The 20,748-nt window shown below is 69.6% G+C and carries 14 protein-coding genes; all 14 read left to right on the top strand.

Annotation, left to right across the window (positions count from 1 at the left end; translation table 11 throughout):
* Positions 1-136: 136 nt before the first annotated feature.
* The 14 genes from CDO81_RS24880 (at position 137) to CDO81_RS24815 (ending at position 20,731) form a co-directional block, all read left to right on the top strand.
* Entirely contained in the window at positions 137-943 is an 807-nt protein-coding gene (locus CDO81_RS24880; protein WP_088485949.1) for an ABC transporter ATP-binding protein, read from the top strand.
* Complete coding sequence (locus tag CDO81_RS24875) at positions 940-1,239, top strand: hypothetical protein (protein WP_088485948.1); 300 nt, start codon at positions 940-942, stop codon at positions 1,237-1,239. Before CDO81_RS24880 ends, CDO81_RS24875 begins: the two co-directional genes overlap by 4 nt.
* Positions 1,236-2,459, top strand: a complete 1,224-nt coding sequence (locus CDO81_RS24870; RefSeq protein WP_088485947.1) for a phenylacetate--CoA ligase family protein — start codon at positions 1,236-1,238, stop codon at positions 2,457-2,459. The genes CDO81_RS24875 and CDO81_RS24870 overlap by 4 nt, the downstream gene beginning before the upstream one ends.
* 174 nt (positions 2,460-2,633) lie before the next feature.
* Positions 2,634-3,602, top strand: a complete 969-nt coding sequence (locus CDO81_RS24865) for a tripartite tricarboxylate transporter substrate-binding protein (protein ID WP_088485946.1) — start codon at positions 2,634-2,636, stop codon at positions 3,600-3,602.
* Between the two features lie 210 nt (positions 3,603-3,812).
* Positions 3,813-5,156, top strand: a complete 1,344-nt coding sequence (locus CDO81_RS24860) for a GH1 family beta-glucosidase (protein WP_088485960.1) — start codon at positions 3,813-3,815, stop codon at positions 5,154-5,156.
* 6 nt (positions 5,157-5,162) lie between these two features.
* Complete coding sequence (locus CDO81_RS24855; RefSeq protein ID WP_088485945.1) at positions 5,163-6,170, top strand: LacI family DNA-binding transcriptional regulator; 1,008 nt, start codon at positions 5,163-5,165, stop codon at positions 6,168-6,170.
* A gap of 42 nt (positions 6,171-6,212) precedes the next feature.
* Positions 6,213-9,146 (top strand): TonB-dependent receptor, encoded by a 2,934-nt coding sequence (locus CDO81_RS24850; protein WP_088485944.1) that lies wholly within the window; start codon positions 6,213-6,215, stop codon positions 9,144-9,146.
* A 52-nt stretch (positions 9,147-9,198) separates the two neighbouring features.
* Positions 9,199-10,626: a glucoamylase family protein gene (locus CDO81_RS24845; RefSeq protein WP_088485943.1), complete on the top strand. Its 1,428-nt coding sequence runs from the start codon at positions 9,199-9,201 to the stop codon at positions 10,624-10,626.
* Positions 10,627-10,737: 111 nt separating this feature from the next.
* Entirely contained in the window at positions 10,738-12,009 is a 1,272-nt protein-coding gene (locus CDO81_RS24840) for a sugar ABC transporter substrate-binding protein (RefSeq protein ID WP_206602170.1), read from the top strand.
* Positions 12,006-12,902: a carbohydrate ABC transporter permease gene (locus tag CDO81_RS24835; RefSeq protein WP_088485942.1), complete on the top strand. Its 897-nt coding sequence runs from the start codon at positions 12,006-12,008 to the stop codon at positions 12,900-12,902. Before CDO81_RS24840 ends, CDO81_RS24835 begins: the two co-directional genes overlap by 4 nt.
* A complete protein-coding gene (locus CDO81_RS24830) occupies positions 12,899-13,711 on the top strand; it encodes a carbohydrate ABC transporter permease (RefSeq protein ID WP_088485941.1) in 813 nt (270 codons plus the stop codon). Before CDO81_RS24835 ends, CDO81_RS24830 begins: the two co-directional genes overlap by 4 nt.
* A gap of 44 nt (positions 13,712-13,755) precedes the next feature.
* Positions 13,756-16,728, top strand: a complete 2,973-nt coding sequence (locus CDO81_RS24825; protein ID WP_088485940.1) for a glucosidase family protein — start codon at positions 13,756-13,758, stop codon at positions 16,726-16,728.
* Positions 16,725-17,447 (top strand): carboxylesterase family protein, encoded by a 723-nt coding sequence (locus tag CDO81_RS24820; RefSeq protein WP_088485939.1) that lies wholly within the window; start codon positions 16,725-16,727, stop codon positions 17,445-17,447. Before CDO81_RS24825 ends, CDO81_RS24820 begins: the two co-directional genes overlap by 4 nt.
* A complete protein-coding gene (locus tag CDO81_RS24815; RefSeq protein ID WP_088485938.1) occupies positions 17,444-20,731 on the top strand; it encodes a hypothetical protein in 3,288 nt (1,095 codons plus the stop codon). The genes CDO81_RS24820 and CDO81_RS24815 overlap by 4 nt, the downstream gene beginning before the upstream one ends.
* The last annotated feature ends 17 nt before the right edge of the window (positions 20,732-20,748 follow it).

The following is a 20,748-nucleotide window of genomic DNA, read 5'->3' as shown; positions in this document are numbered from 1 at the left end:
TCGGGGGGCGACTTTTTGCCTACTTTTTGGTCGCTCAAAAAGTAGGTCGCCCGCCGGGGCGAACTCCCGGCACGGTGCACCGAACACAAAGGCTCCAGGCAAAAGCCTCCATCACCAATCTGGAGCGCAGCTCCCCATGACTCCACCCCTCCTGAACGTCAACGGCATCGAAGTCATCTACAACCACGTCATCCTCGTGCTGAAGGGCGTGTCCCTGCAGGTCCCCGAGGGCGGCGTGGTGGCCCTGCTCGGCGGCAATGGCGCGGGCAAGACGACGACCCTGCGCGCCGTGTCCAACCTGCTCGAAGGCGAGCGCGGCGAGGTCACGAAGGGCAGCATCGAGCTGCGCGGCGAGCGCATCGAAAAGCTCTCCACCGCCGCCATGGTCGAGCGCGGCGTGGTGCAGGTGATGGAGGGGCGCCACTGCTTCGCCCACCTCACCATCGAAGAGAACCTGATGACCGGCGCCTACACCCGCAAGGACGGCAAGGCCGCCGTGCGCGACACGCTGGAGAAGGTCTACGCCTACTTCCCACGCCTCAAGACCCGGCGCACCAGCCAGGCGGCCTACACCTCGGGCGGCGAGCAGCAGATGTGCGCCATCGGCCGCGCGCTGATGGCCAACCCCAAGATGGTGCTGCTGGACGAGCCCTCGATGGGCCTGGCGCCCCAGATCGTCGAGGAGGTGTTCGAGATCGTGCGCGACCTCAACACCAAGGAGCGCACGACCTTCCTGCTCGCCGAACAGAACACCAGCATGGCGCTGCGCTACGCCGATTACGGCTACATCCTCGAGAACGGCCGTGTGGTGATGGACGGTGCGGCGGCGGACTTGCGCGAGAACGAGGATGTGAAGGAGTTCTACCTCGGCGTCGGCGGCGAAGGCCGGCGCAGCTTCAAGGATGTGAAGAGCTACAAGCGAAGGAAACGGTGGCTGGCATGAGCGACGACACCTGGGACATGGCACCGCCGCCGTTCAATGCGGACACGGCGCTGCAGACGATGAAGCGTTTCGTGCGCGATCAGCGCGTGCTCACCGAACGCGGCGAGGGCTGGATGCTGGGGGCCGACCTGGTGCTCAAGCTCGCCGCCGACGGCGCCGCCGTGCAGGTGCAGCTGGCCCGGCGGCCGGCGCGCACGCCGGAGTGGGATCGCTTCACGCTGGCCTCGGCCACCGACCTGCGCCGCGTGCAGGATGAGATCAAGCGCCGCCTCACGCGCTGGAAGGACGACGAGTGAGCGACTTCTTCGACGCGCAGGAGACGCGCGACCCAGCCGCGCGTGAGGCGGCCCTGATGGCGGCGCTGCCGGGCCAGGTCGCGCATGCGCAGTCGGCGTGCACCGCCTACACGGAGCTGCTGGCGGGCGTGGTGCCTGCAGACGTCAACAGCCGCGCGGCGCTGGCCCAACTGCCGCTGACGCGCAAGAGCAGCCTGGCCGCCGCGCAGGCCGCACGCCGGGCCTTGCGTCTGGGAGGCTTTGCGGCCGCGGCGCCGCGGCGCATCTTCCAGTCGCCCGGCCCGCTGTACGAGCCCGAGCCGGACACCGATGGCGCCGACCCCTGGCGCGTGGCGCGTGCATTGCATGCGGCGGGCATCCGCGCCGGGCAGCTCGCGCACGTGGGCTTCAGCTACCACCTCACGCCGGCCGGCGCCATGATGGAGGCCGGGCTGCGCGCCATCGGCGCGGCCAGCTTTCCGGGCGGCGTGGGCAACACCGAACTGCAGTTGCAGGCGCTGCTGGACCTCCAGCCTGAGGCCTATGCCGGCACGCCCAGCCTGCTGCGCATCCTGCTGGAGAAGGCCGCCGAAGGTGGCCATGCCGTGAGCCTGCGCCGGGCGCTGGTCAGCGGCGAGGCCTGCCCGCCGCCGCTGGTGGCGTGGTTTGCGGAACGTGGGGTCGACGTCCGGCAGTGCTACGCCACGGCCGATCTCGGCCTGATTGCCTACCAGACCCCGGCCCGCGAGGGGCTGGTGGTGGACGAGGGTGTCATCGTCGAGATCGTGCGGCCCGGCACGGGCGACCCGCTGCCCGATGGCGAGGTGGGGGAAGTGGTCGTGACCACGCTGTCGCCCGGCTATCCGCTGATCCGCTTCGCCACGGGCGATCTGTCGGCGGTGATGCCTGGCCCCAGCCCCTGCGGCCGCACCAACCAGCGCTTGCGCGGCTGGCTGGGGCGGGCTGACCAGTCGGCCAAGGTGCGCGGCATGTTCGTGCATGCCGGCCAGGTGGCCGAGCTGATCCGGCGCCATCCGGGGGTGACGCGCGCGCGCCTCGTCATCGAGGGTGAGATGGCCAACGACCGTCTGACGCTGCACGCCGAGGCTCCCGCCGGCAGCGAGGAGGCGCTCACCACGACGCTGCGCGACATCACCAAGCTGCGCGCTGAGGTCGTGCTTGCCGCCGCCGGCAGCCTGGCCAACGACGGCAAGTTGATCGACGATCGTCGTGCCATTTGAATCTGCGCCAGAGCCGGTGCCACAGCCGGTGCGGGCGGCTTGCCGCCGCGCGGGCTATTTCATGACGCGGCCGAGGGTCTTTGTGCGCAACGCCGCAAGGTCGGTAGATTCCGGAGCGCGCACGGCTTGCCCCACGTCGGAGGCGGCTGGCTATCCCTAGACCGAGGAGACTTCATGCAAAAGACCTGGCTTGCCCTGGCCGCCGCGGCCGTTTCGCTGCCTGCCCTGGCCCAGTATCCCGAGAAGCCCATCACCATCGTCGTGCCTTTCGCGGCCGGCGGCCCGACCGACAAGGTTGCGCGTGACCTGGCGGAAGCCCTGCGCAAGCCGCTGGGCGGCACGCTCATCATCGAGAACGTCGGTGGCGTCGGCGGCACGCTCGGAGCGAACAAGGTGGCCAAGGCGGCTCCCGATGGCTACACGCTCCTGCTGCATCACATCGGCATTGCCAGCGCCGCGGCGCTGTACCGGTCGCTGCCCTACAAGACGCTCGATGACTTCGAGTACCTCGGCATGATCAACGAGGTGCCCATGACGCTCATCGGTCGGCCCAACCTTCCGGCCACGAGCTATGCCGATCTGGCGAAATGGTTGGAGTCCAACAAGGGCAACATCAACCTCGCGCATGCCGGTGTGGGTTCGGCCTCGCACCTGTGCGGCCTCATGTACCAGGCAGCGCTCAAGATCGACATGACGACGGTGCCCTACAAGGGCACGGCACCCGCCATGAACGACCTGCTCGGCGGCCAGGTCGACATCATGTGCGACCAGACCACCAACACCACCGGCCAGATCGAGGCCGGCAAGGTCAAGGCGTATGCGGTCATGTCGTCCAAGCGGCTCACCAGCGGCGCGCTCGCCAAGCTGCCCACGGCCGACGAGTCGGGCGTCAAGGGCTTCAACCTGGCCGTGTGGCACGGCCTCTATGCGCCCAAGGGCACACCCAAGGCCGTGATCGACAAGGTCAACACCGCGCTGCGTACCGCATTGAAGGACGCTGACTTCCACAAGCGCCAGGAGGCCCTGGGCGCGGTGATCATCGCCGACGCACGCCTCGCACCGGCCGAACACAAGAAGTTCGTCGAGGCCGAGATCGCCAAGCTCACGCCGGTCATCAAGGCGGCCGGCCAGTACGCGGACTGACCTGACGCAGTCCTGAACACGGGGCGACCGCCGCGAGGGGGTCGCCCCGTCTTGTTTTGCCCGTCGCCTCGCATGCCCTGGCGGCCTCGCGGTGTCTACAAGACCCCACGCCGGGAAAACGCCCGGTTGACGCCGCCGCCTGGGCTGTGAAGAATGCATGTAAACGTTTACATGACACATCGGCGCAGCTGCCTGCCGCCGATCACACGGATGAGACAACCGTTCCCGCCCGGCTTCCTGTGGGGCTGCGCCACCTCTGCCTACCAGATCGAAGGCTCGCCCCTCGCCGATGGCGCCGGGGTCAGCAACTGGCACCGCTTCGTGCGCACGCCGGGCCGCGTGCTCGGCGGTGACACCGGCGACGTCGCCTGTGACCACTACCGCCGCATGAAGGCCGACGTGGCCTTGATGCGCGAGCTGGGCCTCACGGCCTACCGCTTCAGCATCGCCTGGAACCGCGTGCTGCCCCAGGGCCGCGGCCCGGTGAACGGGGCGGGCCTGGGCTTTTACGAGCGCCTGGTGGACGAATTGCTGGCCGCCGGCATCGAGCCCCTGGTGACGCTGCATCACTGGGACCTGCCCGCAGCCCTGGACGACCGCGGCGGTTGGCTCAACCCCGACATGCCCGACTGGTTCGCCGACTACGCCCAGGTCTGCTACCGCGCACTCGATGACCGGGTGCAGAAGTGGGTCACGCTCAACGAGCCCTGGGTGATCGCCGACGGCGGCTTCATGCATGGCGCGCTCGCGCCGGGCCACAAGAGCGCCTACGAGGCGGCCATCGTCGCCCACCGGCTGATGCAGGGTCATGCCCGTGCGGTGCAGGCCTATCGCGCGGCCGGCCGCCACGAGATCGGCCTGGTCGTCAATATCGAGCCCAAGCATGTGCCGGCTGACGCGACCGACGCCGACCGCCACGCCGCGCGCCTGGCCGACGCCTACATGAACCGCCAGTACCTCGACCCCGCGCTGCTGGGCAGCTACCCCGACGAGCTGCGCGAGGTCTTCGGCGAGGCCTGGCCCGACTGGCCGGCTGCCGAGGTTCAGGCGCTGAAGCAGCCGATCGACTTCCTGGGCCTGAACTACTACACCCGCGCCGTCGTCCGCCATGACGCCAAGGCCTGGCCGCTGCCCGTCGCGCCGCAGCGCCAGCCCGGCGGCATCTACACCGAGACCGGCTGGGAACTGCACCCCCAGAGCCTGGCCGACACCCTGGTCTGGATGCACGAACGCTACGGCGGGCTGCCGCTGTACGTGACCGAGAACGGCGCCGCGTTCTACGACCCGCCGGTGACGGTCGATGGCCGCATCGACGACCCGCTGCGGGTGCATTACCTGCGCACCCACATCGCCGCCGTGCAGGACGCCATCGCCCGCGGCGCCGACGTGCGGGGCTACTGCGCCTGGTCGTTGTTCGACAACCTGGAGTGGGCGCTCGGCTACGCCAAGCGCTTCGGCCTCGTGCATGTCGACTTCCAGACACAGCAGCGCACGCCCAAGGCCAGCGCGCGCTTCTATGCTGAGGTCATCGCCTCCCACGGCGCCAACCTCTGAACCCCCATGAGTGTCTCCCCCGCCACGATCAAGGATGTCGCCCGCGTCGCGGGCGTGTCGGTCGCCACCGTTTCGCGTGCCTTGAACGGCGCCGAGAACGTGCTGCCCGACACCCGCCAGCGCATCCTCGACATCGCGCGCGACCTCCGCTACGCCCCGTCCGGCGCAGCCCGCAGCCTTATCACCCGCAAGACCGACACCGTCGGTGCGCTGCTGCCGGACCTGCACGGCGAGTTCTTCTCCGAGCTCATCCGTGGCATCGACCAGGCCGCCCGTGCCCGCGGCCTGCATCTGCTGCTGTCCAGCTCCCATGACGACGCCGACGAAGCCGCCGCCGCGCTGCGCGCCATGAATGGCCGGGTCGATGGCCTCATCGTCATGTCGCCCCATGCGGATGACGACTTCCTGTCCCGCAACCTGCCGCCCAACCTGCCGGCGGTGCTGCTGAACTCCGGCGTGCGCCGGCCCACCCAGCGTGTATTCGCGGTGGACAACTTCGGCGGAGCCCGCGCGATGACCGAGCACCTGGTGGCGCAGGGGCGCCGCCGCATTGCCTTCCTGGGCGGTCCGGCCGGCAACTTCGAGGCCCGTGAGCGCGAGCGCGGCTACCGCGCCGGCCTGCCTCGCGACGCTGAACCCTGGGTGCTGGCAGGCGACTTCTCCGAAGAAGGCGGCCAGCGGGCTGCTGCGCTGCTGCTGGCGCTGCCGCCGGCCCAGCGGCCGGATGCGGTGTTTGCGGCCAACGACATCATGGCCATCGGCCTGCTGGGCGCGCTGCTTGCCGCTGGCGTGCAGGTGCCGAGGGACATGGCCCTGGCCGGCTTCGACGACATCCCCATCGCCCGCTACGTGAGCCCCGCGCTGACCACCATGCATGTGCCCATCGCGGCCCTGGGCAGTCAGGCGCTCGACGCGCTGGCCGACAGCCTCGAAGCCCCCGACACCGACAGCGCCGCCACCGTCATGCCGGTGACGCTGGTGGTGCGCCGCTCCTGCGGCGTGACCCCGACCTGATCCCGTGCGAACCGAAGTACCAACAACAGGAGACAAGACACCATGAGCACATCCTTCCCCCGTATGCCCTGGCGCCGCCATGCGCTGGCCACGGCCGTCTGCTTTGCGCTGGCGGGCGCGGCCTCGGCGCAGACCTCCAACGCCACGGTGCGCGGCACCATCACCGCCGCGGGCGCCACCGCGCCTGCCGGTACCGATGTCGTCGCGGTCAACAAGGCCAACGGCAGCACTTATCGCACCAAGACCTTGGCTGACGGCAGCTACGTGCTGCTCGGCCTGAACCCTGGCACCTACGAGATCCGCGTGGGCGGCGCCACGAGCGGCAGCCTGGTCACGCTGTCGGTCGGACAGAGCGCCACGCTCGACCTGAGCAGCAGCACCAACCAGCTCGGCACCGTCGTCATCCAGGGCACGGCCCAGCGCCAGGGTGTCATCGACTCGCAGGTCGGCACCACCGTGTCCAACCGCCTGATCGAGGCCCTCCCGCAAGCGTCGCGCAACTTCCTGTCGGCGGCCGACTTTGCCCCGGGCGTGCGCTTCGATACCGACGCCAGCGGCAACACCCGCCTGCGTGGCGGCTCGCAGAACATCGACTCGGTCAATGTCTTCATCGACGGCGTGGGCCAGAAGAACAACATCCTGCGCGGCGGCGTATCGGGCCAGGACACCAGCCGCGGCAACCCCTTCCCGCAGACCGCGATCGCGGAGTACCGCGTGCTGACGCAGAACTACAAGGCCGAATACGACCAGGTCTCCAGCGTGGCCATCTCGGCAGTCACCAAATCCGGCGGCAACGAAACGCATGGAAACGTTTACGTGAACCGCACGGGCAGCAACTGGACCTCGCTCAGCCCCATCCAGAAGCAGGATGAAGCCAACGGCATTCCAGCGCCCTCGTACAAGCAGATCGAAGGCGGCTTCAGCATTGGCGGCGCGATCAAGCCCGATGCGTTGCACTACTTCCTCGCCTATGACGGCAAGAGCCTGGACAAGCCGCGGCAATTGACGGCCCAGAACCTGGACAAGTACCCCGGCAGCCCCGGGCTCGTGCCCAGCATCGCCAGCCAGCAGGGCAACTTCAAGGGCCAGTTCAAGGAGCATCTGCTGTTTGGCAAGCTCTCGGCCGAGATTGACGACCGCAATCGCCTCGACATCTCCACCACCCTGCGCAAGGAAACCGGCTACTCGGTGGACGGCGACCGCTTCGCGCCGAGCACGGCGATCAACAACAACAACAACTCCTACCGCCTCGACGTCACGCACGAGTACACCGGCGACCGCTGGTTGAACGAGGCGCGCATCGGCTGGGAGAGCAGCAAGTGGAACCCACAGTCGGACTCCTCCGAGCCGCTCGTGCGCTACAAGTATTCGCCGACCAACGCGATCAACAACGTCCAGGACATCTTCTTCACCGGCGGCTCGCCCAACGCCCAGGACCGCCGTCAGAGTGGCGTCTACCTGAAGGACGACCTCAGCTTCACCGGCATCGCCGGCCACGTCATCAAGGGCGGCGTGCAGTTCAAGGCGATGAAGTACGAACTGAGCGGCACGGCCTTCCGCGTGGCGCAGATCGACACGGTGCTCAACACCACCACCGGCCAGCCCTACTACAACGGCCTGGTTTGCACCGGCACCAACGTGAGCAGCAGCGGGCTGTCCAGCGACCAGTGCAACATCCGCCTGGCCATCCCCAGCACTTCAGCCAACTTCCGCAACAACCAGTACGGCGTCTATTTGCAGGACGACTGGAAGTTCACCAAGCAGCTCGAGCTCAACCTCGGCATGCGGTGGGACTATGAAGACAACATGCTGAACAACAGCTACGTCACGCCGGCCGATCGCGTGGCTGCGCTGAACGCGCTGGACGGCCGCACCGTGGACGGCATCACCGCGCCGGCCGGCCAGACCTACGCGCAGTCGCTGGCCAAGGGCGGCATCAACATCAACGACTACATCTCCACCGGCAACTCGCGCAAGGCCTTCAAGGGCGCGTTCGCGCCGCGCCTGGGCGCGTCCTATGACGTGCTGGGCGACAAGGCCACGGTGGTCTACGGTGGCTGGGGCCGCAGCTACGACCGCAAGATGGCCAACAACGCGCTGGATGAGCTCCAGAAGAACGCCGCGCCCAACGGCGAGATCTGGATGATCAAGAACGACTTCAAGATGCCCTATGCCGACCAGTTCAGCCTGGGCCTGCGCCAGGCGCTGGGCAGCTGGAACATGGACGTCGCCGTGTCCAACATCCACGCGAAGAATCAGTTCATCTGGTTCAACGGCAACCGTGATCCCAACGGCGGCTTCGGCAACTCCAACTCGGTCGACCCGCTGTGGGGCGGTGCGCCGCGCAACTACGGCACGCTGGTGCTCGGCGACTTCGTCGGTCAGAACAAGGCCACCAGCCTGTTCCTGTCGCTGGACAAGCCCTACACCCAGGCCAGCGGCTGGAGCATGACCGTGGCCTACACCTACACCGATGCCAAGACGACCAACAACGAATGGTCGGACGACATCTTCGACTGGACCTACGGCAAGAGCACCTACGGCTTCCGCCCCGCCAAGGATGCCGAGAAGCACCGCCTGGTGGTCGGTGGCCTGACAGACCGTCTGCCGTGGGGCCTGCAGCTCTCCGGCAAGCTGACGCTGGGCGATGGCCAGCCGCGCCGTGTGGTGGACTGCCACACCGGCTTCACCGGCGCCAACGGCTGCCGCGCGGTCGCGCGTGGCTCCGACAGCTTCAAGCAGCTGGACCTCGCCCTGGCCAAGAACTTCAAGGTCCCGGGTGGTGAACTGCAGCTGCGTGCCGACGTGCTCAACCTGTTCAACACGGCCAACTGGGGCTACTACGACGACTGGGTCGGCGGCCCGTCCACGCCGCCCAAGAACGCGCTGGGTGGCGACAACGACCACTTCGACACACGCACCGGCGTGCGCGGCCCGATGCGCCAGTTCAAGTTGGGCGTGAGCTACACGTTCTGATCCGCGTCGACCCCGGGAGCTGGCGGTGCCAGCTCCCACAATTGCCTTCACCATGCCTCACCTCACCCGACGTGCCCTGCTCGCGCACGGCGCCGGCCTCGCGCTGGCGTCTGCCTGGCCGGGCCAAGCCGCGCTTGCAGCCGCAGCGCAGCCCGCCGATGCCTTCCTGGACGACCTCGAACGCCGCACCTTCGACTTCTTCTGGGAGACCACCGACGCTCGCACCGGCCTGGCGCCTGACCGCTGGCCCACGCCGTCCTTCGCGAGCATCGCCGCAGTCGGCTTTGCGTTGACGGCCTATCCCATCGGCGTGGCGCGCGGCTACATCACCCGCGCCCAGGCCCGTGAACGCACGCTCACGACGCTGCGCTTCTTCGCCGGCCTGCCCCAGGGGCCGGGCCGGCGTGGCGTGGCCGGCTACAAGGGCTTCTTCTATCACTTCCTCGACATGAAGGAAGGCCTGCGCTACGCCGAGTGCGAGCTGTCCACGGTCGACACCGCGCTGCTGCTGATGGGCGCCCTGCATGCGCAGAGTTTCTTCGACGGCACCCATGCCGACGAGGCCCGAATCCGGGCGCTGGTGGACCGGCTCTATGGCCGGGTCGACTGGGCCTGGGCGCAAGTCCGCCCGCCCTCCATCAGCCATGGCTGGACGCCGGAGCAGGGCTTCATCCCGTCCGACTGGAAGGGCTACAACGAAGCCATGATGGTCTACCTGCTGGCGCTGGGTTCGCCCACGCGGCCCGTCAAGGCCGAGGCCTGGGACGCCTGGACCAGCACCTACGACCGCGACAGCTGGGGCGAAAGCTACGGCCAGACCCTGCTGCGCTTTCCGCCGCTGTTCGGCCATCAATTCACCCACTGCTGGGTCGACTTTCGCGGCATCCGCGACGCGTACATGCGCGCCAAGGGCTTCGACTATTTCGAGAACTCGCGCCGAGCCACCTACGCCCAGCAGGCCTATGCCGCCGCCAACCCGCTGGGCTGGCAGGGCTACAGCGCCGAGGTCTGGGGCGTCAGCGCGAGCGACGGCCCCGCCGATGTGACGCTGGCCTATCGCACGACGGGCGGCCAGATCGAGCAGCGCCGTTTCATCAGCTACGCCGGCCGCGGCATGGGCCTGTACGACGACGGCACGCTCGCGCCCTATGCGGCTGGCAGCTCCATTGCCTTCACGCCCGAGATCGTCATCCCGGCGTTGCAGGCCATCAAGGCACGTTATCCGCACACCTGGGGGCGCTATGGCTTCTGGGATGCCTTCAACCCCAGCTTCAACTACCCCGACATCAAGCTGACGCATGGCCGCATCGAGCCGGGGCAGGGCTGGGTCGACACCGACATGCTCGGCATCGACCAGGGCCCGATGTTGGCCATGCTGGGCAACCACCGTGGCGAGCTGGTGTGGCAGGCCCTGCGCAAGAACGCCCATCTCGTGAAGGGCCTCAAGCGCGCCGGCTTCTCAGGCGGCTGGTTGGGTTGACATGACACGCAAGGCCAGCCCGCGAGTCGTCATGCCCGAGCCTGCCCGGGCCCACGGCCTCCCTGTGTCTGTGTGCCTCTTTGGCCTTGTTCAGCGCTGCGGAGACTGCCGGTGAGCCTGCAACGACGCGCCTTCCTCGGGGCCTCCGTGGCCCTGGCGGGCTGCACGCCCGCCGCGGGCCCCACGACCCTGCGCTTCTGGGCCATGGGCCGTGAGGCAGAGGTGGCGGCGCAGCTCATCGCGGGCTTCGAGCGCGAGCATCCGGGCATTCGCGTGAAGGTCGAGCAGCTGCCCTGGACGGCGGCGCACGAAAAGCTGCTGACCGCCTTTGCCGGTGACGCCACGCCCGACCTGGCCCAGGTCGGCAACACCTGGCTGCCGGAGATGCAGGCCCTGGGCGCGCTGGAGCCTCTGGAGCCCTGGCTGGCGGCGAGCCCAGAGGTGCAGCCGGCCGACTATTTCGATGGCATCTGGGCCACCAACGCACCGGCTGGCCGGCGCGTGGGCCTGCCCTGGTATGTCGACACCCGACTGCTGTTCGTCCGGCAGGATCTGCTCGCCGCGGCGGGTGTCCCGCGCATGCCCGTGACCTGGGCGGACTGGACAGCGGCCATGGTCCGGCTGCGTGAACATGGCATGGCCACGCCGCTGCTGCTGCCCACCAACGAGTTCGAGCCGTTGCTGGCCTTGGCCCTGCAGCAACCCGGCGAGGTGCTGCGCGACGGCGGCCGCTACGGCAACTTCGCGTCGGCCGATTTCCGTCGTGCGCTGGGCTTTTATGCCGAGCGCTTCCGCGTGGGCGACGCGCCGGGCCTGAGCAACAACCAGGTCGCCAACCTGTGGCTGGAATTCGGCCGTGGCAGCTTTGCCTTCTACATCTCTGGGCCTTGGAACATCGGTGAGTTCAAGCGCCGCCTGCCGCCCGAGTTGGGCCAGGCCTGGACCACGGCCGAGCTGCCAGGGCCGCGTGGCCCGGGCGTGTCCATCGCCGGCGGCGCGAGCCTGGCGATGTTCAGGCGATCTGCCCACAAGCGGGAGGCCTGGGCCTTGATCAGCTACCTCAGCCGGCCCGAGGTGCAGCTGGCGTTCTACCGCCTGACGGGCGACCTGCCGCCACGGCGCAGCGCCTGGGCCTTGCCGCTGGAAGGCGCCACCTTGGCTGAAGACCGGCATGCGGCCGCCTTTCGGCGCCAGCTGGAGCGGGTGCGACCCACGCCCGCCGTGCCCGAATGGGAGCGCATCATGCAGGAGATGCAGCTGGCGGCTGCGCGTGTGGTGGGCGGGCGCGAGACCGAAGACACGGCCGTGCGCCAACTCGATGCGCGCGTGGATGGCATCCTCGAGAAACGCCGCTGGATGCTCGACCGGCAGGAGGGCGCATGAGGCACGGCCGCCGCGAATCCCTGGCCGCGTGGGCGTTCGCCGCTCCGGCCCTGGTGGTCATCGCGCTGTTCTTCGCGGTGCCGGTGTTCGCAGGCCTGGCGCTGAGCCTCACCGACTTCGACATCTACGCGCTGGCCTCGCTCAGCAACCTGCGTTGGCAGGGGCTGGACAACTACCTGCATGTGCTCAGCCTGCCGCTCTTCTGGAAGGCGCTGGGCAACACGCTGTACTTCGTCGTGCTGGGGGTGCCGCTGTCCATTGGCGTCTCGCTGGCGGCGGCGGTGCTGCTCCAGAGCAAGCTGGTGCGCTTCAAGCCGCTGCTGCGCACGGCGCTCTTCGCGCCGGTGGTGACGACGCTGGTGGCCGTGGCCGTCATCTGGCGCTACCTGTTCCACGTCAAGTACGGCCTCGTGAACTACACGCTGCAGTCCCTCGGCATCGACCCCATCGATTGGCTGGGCGACCCGCACTGGTCCATGCCGACCATCATCCTGTTCGCGGCCTGGAAGAACTTTGGCGGCAACATGATCATCTTCATCGCGGCGCTGCAGGCCGTGCCGCACGACCTGTATGAAGCCGCCCGGCTGGACGGCGCACGGCCCTGGGCGCAGTTCCGCCACATCACGCTGGCCAACATCGCGCCGACGCTGCTGATGGTCAGCATCCTCACCACGGCCGGCTATTTCCAGCTCTTTGCCGAACCCTATGTCATGACGCAGGGTGGCCCGCTGCAAAGCACGGTGAGCGTGCTCTACCTGATGTACGAAGAAGGCTTCAAGTGGTGGAACCTGGGCCTGGCTTCGGCGGTGGCCTTCGTGCTGTTCGTGATCATCGTCGTGGTCAGCAAAGGCCTGATCGCGTTGCAGCGCCGGCTGACGGGAGGCGAGGCATGAAGCCAAAGGCCCTGCTCATCAACGGCCTGCTGTGGGCCTTCGCCGCGCTCGCCGTGTTCCCGCTCGTCTGGATGGTTTGCGTGTCGCTGATGCCGCTGGGCAGCGCCTCCAGCCTGCCACCGCCCGTGCTGCCGCATGAGCCAACGCTGGTCCACTACCGCGCGCTCCTGGGTGACGGTGGCCTCAAGCGCGCCTTCGTCAACAGCTTCGGCCTGGCCGTGGCCAGCACGCTGATCTCGGTGAGCTTCAACACGCTGGCCGGCTATGCCTTCGCCAAGCTGCGCTTTCGCCATCGTGAGCGCGTGTTCGGCTTGCTGATCGCCGCGTTGGTCATTCCTGGCCAGGTGGCCATGCTGCCGCTCTTTCTGATGCTCAAGAGCATGGGCCTGGTGAACACCTGGGCGGGCGTGCTCATTCCCAGCATGGCCGGCATCTTCGGCATCTTCCTGGTGCGCCAGTACGCCCGCGGCGTGCCGGACGAACTTCTGGAGGCCGCGCGGCTCGATGGGGCAGGGGAGTGGCGCATCTTCTGGAACATCGTGCTGCCCACCCTCAAGCCGGTGTTGGTGACGCTGGCGGTGTTTGCCTTCCTGGGCAGCTGGAACGACTTCATGTGGCCCCTCATCGTGCTGACCGACGGCGACATGCACACGCTGCCCGTGGCCCTGGCGGCCCTGTCGCGCGAGCACGTGCAGGACAGCGAGCTGATGATGGCCGGCGCGGTCATCACGGTGCTGCCGGTGCTCGCCTTGTTCGTGGCCTTGCAGCGGTACTACATGCAGGGGTTGTTGATGGGAAGCGTGAAATGAACGCGACAAGCAAGAGGGCCACAGAGGCACAGAGGCACAGAGGCATGCGGGTGCTGTCGTTCCTGTGTCTGCATGCCTGCGCGGCCTTGCTTCTTCTGCCTGGATCGGGCGCCGCCGCCGTTCTCGACGACATGAAGGACACGGCCCGCTGGCAAGCCAGCGCCTCCGACCAGGTCAAGGCCAGCCTGCGCCGCGATGCTCGTGATGACAGCCTGTGCCTGGACTACGACTTTGCCGGTGTCTCCGGCTATGCCGTCATGCGCCGGGAGCTGCCGACGGACTGGCCGGCCGACTTCGCGCTGGCGGTGCCACTCAAGGGGCAGGGCCGCGGCAACGATGTGCAGATCAAGTTCGTGGACGCCAGCGGCGACAACGTCTGGTGGGTCAACCGCCCCGCGCTGGCCTTGCCCGACACGTTGACCGAGATGCGCTTCAAGCGCCGGCATGTCGATTTCGCCTGGGGGCCCGCGGCGGATCGCCAGCTCAACCGCACGCAGTTCCTGGAGTTCGTCGTGGTGGCCGGCCAGCAGGGCGGGGGCGCCGGGTCGTTGTGCATTGGCGCACTCGACCTGAGCCCGCGCGAACCCGCCCCGGCCGCCTGGCCTGCGCCCCTGCGCAAGCTGGGTGCCGGCGAGTTGACGCTGGACTACCGCGGCCTGCGCGAGTTCAACGGCCTGTGGTTTGCCCGCGGTGCGGCCACGCGCGTGGAGGTGTCGGAGGACAACCGGCGCTGGCAGCTGCTGTCTGCCCAGCCGGGGCGTGCGCTCTTCCTGGGCGAGCAGGAGTGGCGCTGGCTGCGCCTGCGTTACGAAGGGCGCCAGCCGCCCGAGGTCGAGCTGCGCGACGCGCGCCAATGGCCCGACCGCAATGCCGCCGTGGCCGAGTTGGCGCGCTCCCTGCCGCGCGGCGACCTGCCGCGTGCCTTCCTGGGGGCCCAGAACTACTGGACGGTGGTCGGCGTGGACGGCGGTGCCCAGCGCTCCGGGCTGATGAGCGAGGACGGTGCGATCGAACTCACGCGCGGCGGCCCCAGCATCGAACCTGCCGTGCGTCTGGACGACGGCCGCCTCGTGACCTGGGCCCAGTCGCGGCAGGAGCACCGTTTGGTCGAGCAGGCGCTGCCCGTGGTGCAGTGGCGGCATGCCGAGGTCGAGCTGCGGGTGGAAGCCGGGGCCGATGGCCCGCCCGCTGCGCCCGGCCTGCTGGCCCGCTACACGCTGCACAACCCCACGTCGCGGCCGCAGCGCTATGCCTTGCTGCTGGCGCTGCGACCCTGGCAGGTCAACCCGCCGCAGCAGTTCCTGTCCACGCCGGGCGGTGTCAGTCCGGTGGCCTCGCTCGCGTGGGCGGACGGCCATCTGGCGATCGATGCCCTGCGCCTGCGCCCGCGCGAAACACCGGCCGAGGTGCGAGCCGCGCCCTGGCATGCAGGGCCGAGCCTGGCCGCGTTGCAGGCGGCGCCCCCCTTGACGCAGCTCGCCGATCCCGAGCAGCTGCCGTCGGCGCTGATGCGCTTTGACCTGATGCTCGCGCCCGGTGAATCACGCAGCGTGGGCTGGGTCACGGCCGGCGAGGCCGCCGCACTCGACACTCGCCTGGCCGTGGCCGCAGCACAATGGCGCGACCGGCTGGGCCACCTGACGATGCGTCTGCCCGCGGCGGCCCAGCCCGTGGCCGACAGCATGCGCAGCGCGCTCGCGCAGATCCTGATGTCGCGCGAGGGCCCGGCTTTGCGGCCCGGCACGCGCTCCTACGCGCGCTCCTGGGTGCGCGACGGCGCCATGATGGTGGCCGGCCTGGTGCGCATGGGCGAGCTGCAGGCGGCGCGCGAGTTCGTCGACTGGTTCAGCGGCTACATCTTTGCGTCAGGCAAGGTGCCCTGCTGCGTGGATCAACGCGGCGCCGACCCGGTGGTGGAGAACGACAGCCATGGCCAGTACCTGTTCGCCGTGGCCGAGCTGTGGCGCCACACCCAGGACCGCGCCCTGCTGCAGCGCCACTGGCCGCAGGTGCAGCGGGTGATGGCCTGGATGGAGGCGCTGCGCCAGAGCGAGCGCAAGCCTGGCGCCGACCCGCGCTTCAAAGGCCTGATGCCGCCGTCCATCAGCCATGAGGGCTACTCGGACAAGGCCGCCTATTCCTACTGGGACGACTTCTGGGCCCTGCGCGGCTACAAGGACGCGGTGCAGATGGCGCAGGCGCTGGGCGAGGCACCGCTGGCCGCGCGCTGGGCCGGCTGGCGCGACGAGTTCGAAGCCGATCTGTCCGCCTCCATCGCGGCTACGGCGCGTCACTACGGCCTGGACCACATTGCCGGAGCTGCGGATCGGGGCGATTTCGACGCCACCTCCACCACCATGGCGCTCAATCCCGCGCAGGCAGAGCATCTGCCACCTGCGCTGCTGCGTGGCACCTTCGACCGCTATGTGGCCGAGGCCTTCGCGCGCATCGACGGCCGCAAGCCCTGGCGCGACTACACGCCCTACGAGCTGCGCAATGTCAGCGCGCTGGTACGCCTGGGCCGGGTGGACGAGGCGCACCGCCTGCTCGACTGGTTCTTCACCCACCAGCGCCCGGCGGGCTGGCAGCAGTGGGCCGAGGTGGTGCTGCCGGATGCGCGCGAGCCGCGCTTTCTGGGTGACATGCCGCACGCCTGGGTGTCGTCCGACTACCTGCGCGCCGCGCTGGACCTGCTGGCCTACGAGCAGGAGTCCAGCGGCAGCCTGGTGATTGCGGCCGGCGTGCCGGCGCGCTGGCGTGACGCAGGTGAGGTCGGGGTGGCGGGTTTGTCCACCGCCTGGGGCCGGCTCGACTACCGGCTGCTGCGCCGTGACGGCGGCTGGACGCTGCACCTGGACCGTCGCCCCGACCGCCTGCCCGGGCTGGTGCGCTTGGCCTGGCCGGGCGCCGAACCCTTGCCGCGCGCCCGCGCCGCGGGCCAAGCCCTCGCTTGGCAGGGCCGCGAACTGCCGCTGCCTGCCGATGTCCTGACCGTCGAACTGGATGCCACCCCATGAGCCTGAACCGACGTGATCTGCTGAAAACCTCTCCCGCGCTGTTGACCGCCTGCGCCAGCCTGCCGCCCACCGTGCCCGCCGGGCTGGTTGCGGGTGAGCAGCGTGCCTGGGAGGTGGGCGGCGAACGCTGCTGGGTGTGGCTGCCGCCTGGCTACGCCCAGCGCAGTGCCCGCTGGCCGTTGGTGGTCTTCCTGCACGGCTCCGGCGAGCGTGGCACCGACCTGGAGAAGGTCAAGGTCCATGGCCCGCCCAAACTCGTCGCCCAGGGCGCGGCCTGGCCCTGCATCCTGGTCAGCCCGCAACTCGAAGACGGAGCCCGCTGGAACCCGGACCGGCTGCATGCCCTGCTGCTGGCGTTGCAGGCGCAACTGCATGTCGACCGACAGCGTTGCACCGCCACCGGCCTCTCACTCGGTGGCTACGGCGTGTGGCACTGGGCGACGGCCTATCCGCGCGACCTCGCCGCCATCGCGCCGGTGTGCGGCTACGGTGACCCGGCGCGCGTCGCCGCGCTGCGGCAGGTGCCGGTGCGCGCTTATCACGGCGACCAGGACACCGTCGTGCGCCTGGCGCCCCATGTGGCCTGCATTGAGGCGCTGCGCGCCGCCGGTGGCAGCGCCACGCTCACCATCTACCCTGGCGTCGGCCACGACTCATGGACGCCCGCCTACAACGACCCTGGCCTGCTGCCTTGGCTGCTGGCGCAACAGCAAACATGACCCCGCATCTCCTCCGCAACGCAGCCGGCCTCCAGGTCGAGCTGCTGTCCCATGGCGCGTTGCGTCGGCTGATGGCCGGCCCGGCGCTGATGATCAACCTCTTCCCCGGCAATGAGCTGGAGGGTGGCCCCGCCAATGTGTGGCTGCGTCGGCGCGAGCCGGGCGCCGACTGGCAGGTCGTGCCGCTGCTCGGGCCGCAGTCGCCGCTGAGCGTGCATGCTGGCGAATCGAGCTTCGAGATGCGCGGCAGCTGGGCGGGCCTGTTGCTGCGGCTGCAACTGCGCCTGGCGGCCGAGGCGCCCGTGCTGTTCTGGCACCTGGAAGCGGTCAACGAAAGCGGGGTGGCCTGCGAGCTGTCACCGGTGCTCGTGCAGGACGTGGGCCTGGCCGACTACGGCGCCGTGCGCACCAATGAGTTCTACGTCAGCCACTACCTCGACCTGCAGCCGCTGCAGCACGCCATGCACGGCGCGCTGCTCGCGGTGCGCCAGAACCAGCCACAGCGCGGCCAGCATCCGTGGCTGCTGGCGGGCTCACTGAGCCGGGCGGACGCCTATGCGACCGATGCCGCGCAGGTCTGGGGCCTGGCCGCGCGTGACGGCGCGCCCCCGCCCGCCCTGAGCGCGGGCCTGCCCAACCGGCGACTCCAGCAGGAGCACGCCGTGGTGGCGCTGCAGGATGAAGTGGTGCATCTCGCGCCGGGCGAGCGGCATGGGGCCGGCTTCTTCCTGGGCTTGCAGGCCCATCACGAAGCCGCCAGCAGCGACGCCGACCTCGCATGGCTGGCTGACTGGTTGTCTCTGCCCGAAGCCTTGCCCGCAGCGCGGGTCGAGGCGCCAGCGCGTGCGCCGGCCCGCAGCCTGTTCGCGTCGGCGCCGCCCCTGGCCAGCCGTGACCTCGCGCCGTCGGAGTGCCAGGGGCTCTTCCCTGGAGAACACCGTCACGCCGAGTGGCAGGACGGCCGGCTGCAGAGCTTCTTCAGCGGCGAGGCCAGCCATGTCGTGCTGCGGGCCAAGGAACTGCGGGTGCAGCGGCCGCATGGCCACATCTTGCGCAGCGGCCAGCACCTCGTGCCCGACGAGTCCGCGCTGACCTCCACCTGCTGGATGGGCGGCGCCTTTCACACCATGCTCACGCAGGGGCATGTCAGCATCAATCGCATCCTGTCCACCCAGCGCAGCCTGCTGGGCCTGTTCAACACCGCGGGGCTGCGCCTGTTCGTCGACCTGCCCGGCCAGGGCTGGCGGCGGCTGGGCCTGCCGTCGGCCTTCGAGATGCGGCCCCAGGCCTGCCGCTGGCTGTACGCGCATGAGGCCGGGCTGATCGAAGTGGTGGCCGAAGCCGACGCCGCGCCCGACCGCATGGCGCTGCACCTGCGCGTCATCGAAGGCGAGGCCCTGGCCCTGCGTGCCACCTTGAGCCTGGCCCTGGGCGGCGATGACGGCGCGGCGCCCCAGCGGCCGCTGTGGCAGCACAGCGGGGAGCGGGTGCGCATCACGCCGCCGGCGGGCAGCGAGCTGGCGCAGCGCTTTCCGGCCGGGGGCGTCGAGGTCGAGGCGCTTGGCGCGGCCATCGTCGGCGATGACGGGCGCCTCTACGACGACGGCCTGAGTCGCGGCGAGCCCCTGGTGTGCCTGGACTTCGCTGCGGCGCGGCAGTTCGCGCTTGCGTTGCGCGGCGACCTCGTGCGGGCGGCGCCGGCGGCGCCGCAGCCCCTGGCTCTGCCGCGCTGGCAGTCCCGTGTGCCGGCGCTGGCCCAGCTCGGCGAGATCCTGCCCTGGTACGCCCACAACGCACTGGTGCACTACCTGTCGCCGCGCGGCCTGGAGCAGTACTCCGGCGGCGGCTGGGGCACGCGGGATGTCTGCCAGGGCCCGCTGGAGATGCTGCTGGCCCTGGGCCAGACGGCGCCGGTGCGTGACCTGCTGCTGCGCGTGTTCAGCGCCCAGAACCCCGATGGCGACTGGCCGCAGTGGTTCATGTTCTTCCCGCGCGAGGCGAGCATCCGCGCGGGTGACTCGCACGGCGACATCGTGTTCTGGCCGCTGCTCGGCCTGGCGCAGTACCTGATCGCCTCGGGCGACGCGGGCGTGCTGGACGAGCCACTGCCGTTCCATGGCGGTGACGTCGCCCCGCTGGCCGCGCACGTGGCCCAGGCACTGGCCCTGATCCGCCGCCGCGTGGTGCCCGGCACGGGCCTGGCAGCCTACTGGCATGGCGACTGGAACGACTCCCTGCAGCCGGCCGATCCTGCGCTGCGCGAGCGCCTGTGCAGCGCCTGGACGGTGACCCTGCACCACCAGATGCTGCACACGCTGTCGGCAGCCTATGCGCAGCTTGGCCGGGCCGACGAGGCCGCGCAGCTCGGCGCCGAAGCCGTGGGCGTGAAGGCCGAGTTCCAGCGCCTGCTGGTGCAGGATGGTGTCGTGGCCGGTTATGCCCTCTTCCCGGAGGCCGGCGAGCGTGAGCTGTGGATCCACCCAGCCGACACCCGCACCGGCCTGCGCTACAGCCTGCTGCCGATGATGCATGCGGTGCTCGACAGTCTCTTCACGCCCGAGCAGGCGCGCACCCAGGCGGCGCTGATCGAGCAACACCTCAAGGGTCCGGACGGTGCGCGGCTGTTCGACGCGCCGCTGCCCTACCGCGGTGGGCCATCGACTCTCTTCCAGCGGGCCGAGACGAGCACCTTCTTCGGCCGCGAGATCGGCATCATGTATGTGCATGCCCATCTGCGGTACGCGCAAATGCTGGCCCACCTGGGGGAGGCCGAGGCCTTTCTGCAGGCGCTGGCGCAGGCGCACCCGGTGGGCCTGGTCGACCGGGTGCCCGTGGCCAGCCCACGCCAGGCCAACTGCTACTACTCCAGCTCCGACGCCGCCTTTGCCGACCGCTACGAGGCCCAGGCCCAGTACGGCCGCGTGCTGGCCGGCGAGGTGGCGCTGGATGGCGGCTGGCGCATCTACTCCAGCGGCCCGGGCATCGCGCTGGGCCTGGTCATCGGCTCGCTGCTCGGCCTGCGGCTGGAGCACCAGGCGTTGATCGTCGACCCGGTCATGCCGCCGCTGTTGGATGGCTTGCGCGTCGACCTGAGGCTGGGCGAGCTGCACTTCGAGCTCACCTACCGCGTCGGCGCGCAGGGCCATGGCGTGGCCCGCGTGTTGGACGAATCCGGCCAGCCGCTGCCCGCCACGCGGCGTCCTCACGCCTACCGCACCGGCGCGCTGGCGCTGGCGCGTCCTCCCGGGGGCGGCGTGTACCGCTGGACGATCGAGCTGGGCTGACCGCCCGCGCTGCGGGG

The sequence above is a fragment of the Roseateles puraquae genome, assembly GCF_002205845.1.
GTDB lineage: Bacteria > Pseudomonadota > Gammaproteobacteria > Burkholderiales > Burkholderiaceae_C > Pelomonas > Pelomonas puraquae.
This window is presented reverse-complemented; position numbering and strand designations above follow the sequence as displayed.

Bases quoted from the DNA above. Each gene is read 5' to 3' on its own strand.
- CDO81_RS24815 (WP_088485938.1), top strand. From the start codon at position 17,444: ATGACCCCGCATCTCCTCCGCAACGCAGCCGGCCTCCAGGTCGAGCTG.
- CDO81_RS24850 (WP_088485944.1), top strand. From the start codon at position 6,213: ATGAGCACATCCTTCCCCCGTATGCCCTGGCGCCGCCATGCGCTGGCC.
- CDO81_RS24830 (WP_088485941.1), top strand. From the start codon at position 12,899: ATGAAGCCAAAGGCCCTGCTCATCAACGGCCTGCTGTGGGCCTTCGCC.
- CDO81_RS24865 (WP_088485946.1), top strand. From the start codon at position 2,634: ATGCAAAAGACCTGGCTTGCCCTGGCCGCCGCGGCCGTTTCGCTGCCT.
- CDO81_RS24820 (WP_088485939.1), top strand. From the start codon at position 16,725: ATGAGCCTGAACCGACGTGATCTGCTGAAAACCTCTCCCGCGCTGTTG.
- CDO81_RS24880 (WP_088485949.1), top strand. From the start codon at position 137: ATGACTCCACCCCTCCTGAACGTCAACGGCATCGAAGTCATCTACAAC.
- CDO81_RS24845 (WP_088485943.1), top strand. From the start codon at position 9,199: ATGCCTCACCTCACCCGACGTGCCCTGCTCGCGCACGGCGCCGGCCTC.
- CDO81_RS24835 (WP_088485942.1), top strand. From the start codon at position 12,006: ATGAGGCACGGCCGCCGCGAATCCCTGGCCGCGTGGGCGTTCGCCGCT.
- CDO81_RS24855 (WP_088485945.1), top strand. From the start codon at position 5,163: ATGAGTGTCTCCCCCGCCACGATCAAGGATGTCGCCCGCGTCGCGGGC.
- CDO81_RS24875 (WP_088485948.1), top strand. From the start codon at position 940: ATGAGCGACGACACCTGGGACATGGCACCGCCGCCGTTCAATGCGGAC.
- CDO81_RS24825 (WP_088485940.1), top strand. From the start codon at position 13,756: ATGCGGGTGCTGTCGTTCCTGTGTCTGCATGCCTGCGCGGCCTTGCTT.
- CDO81_RS24860 (WP_088485960.1), top strand. From the start codon at position 3,813: ATGAGACAACCGTTCCCGCCCGGCTTCCTGTGGGGCTGCGCCACCTCT.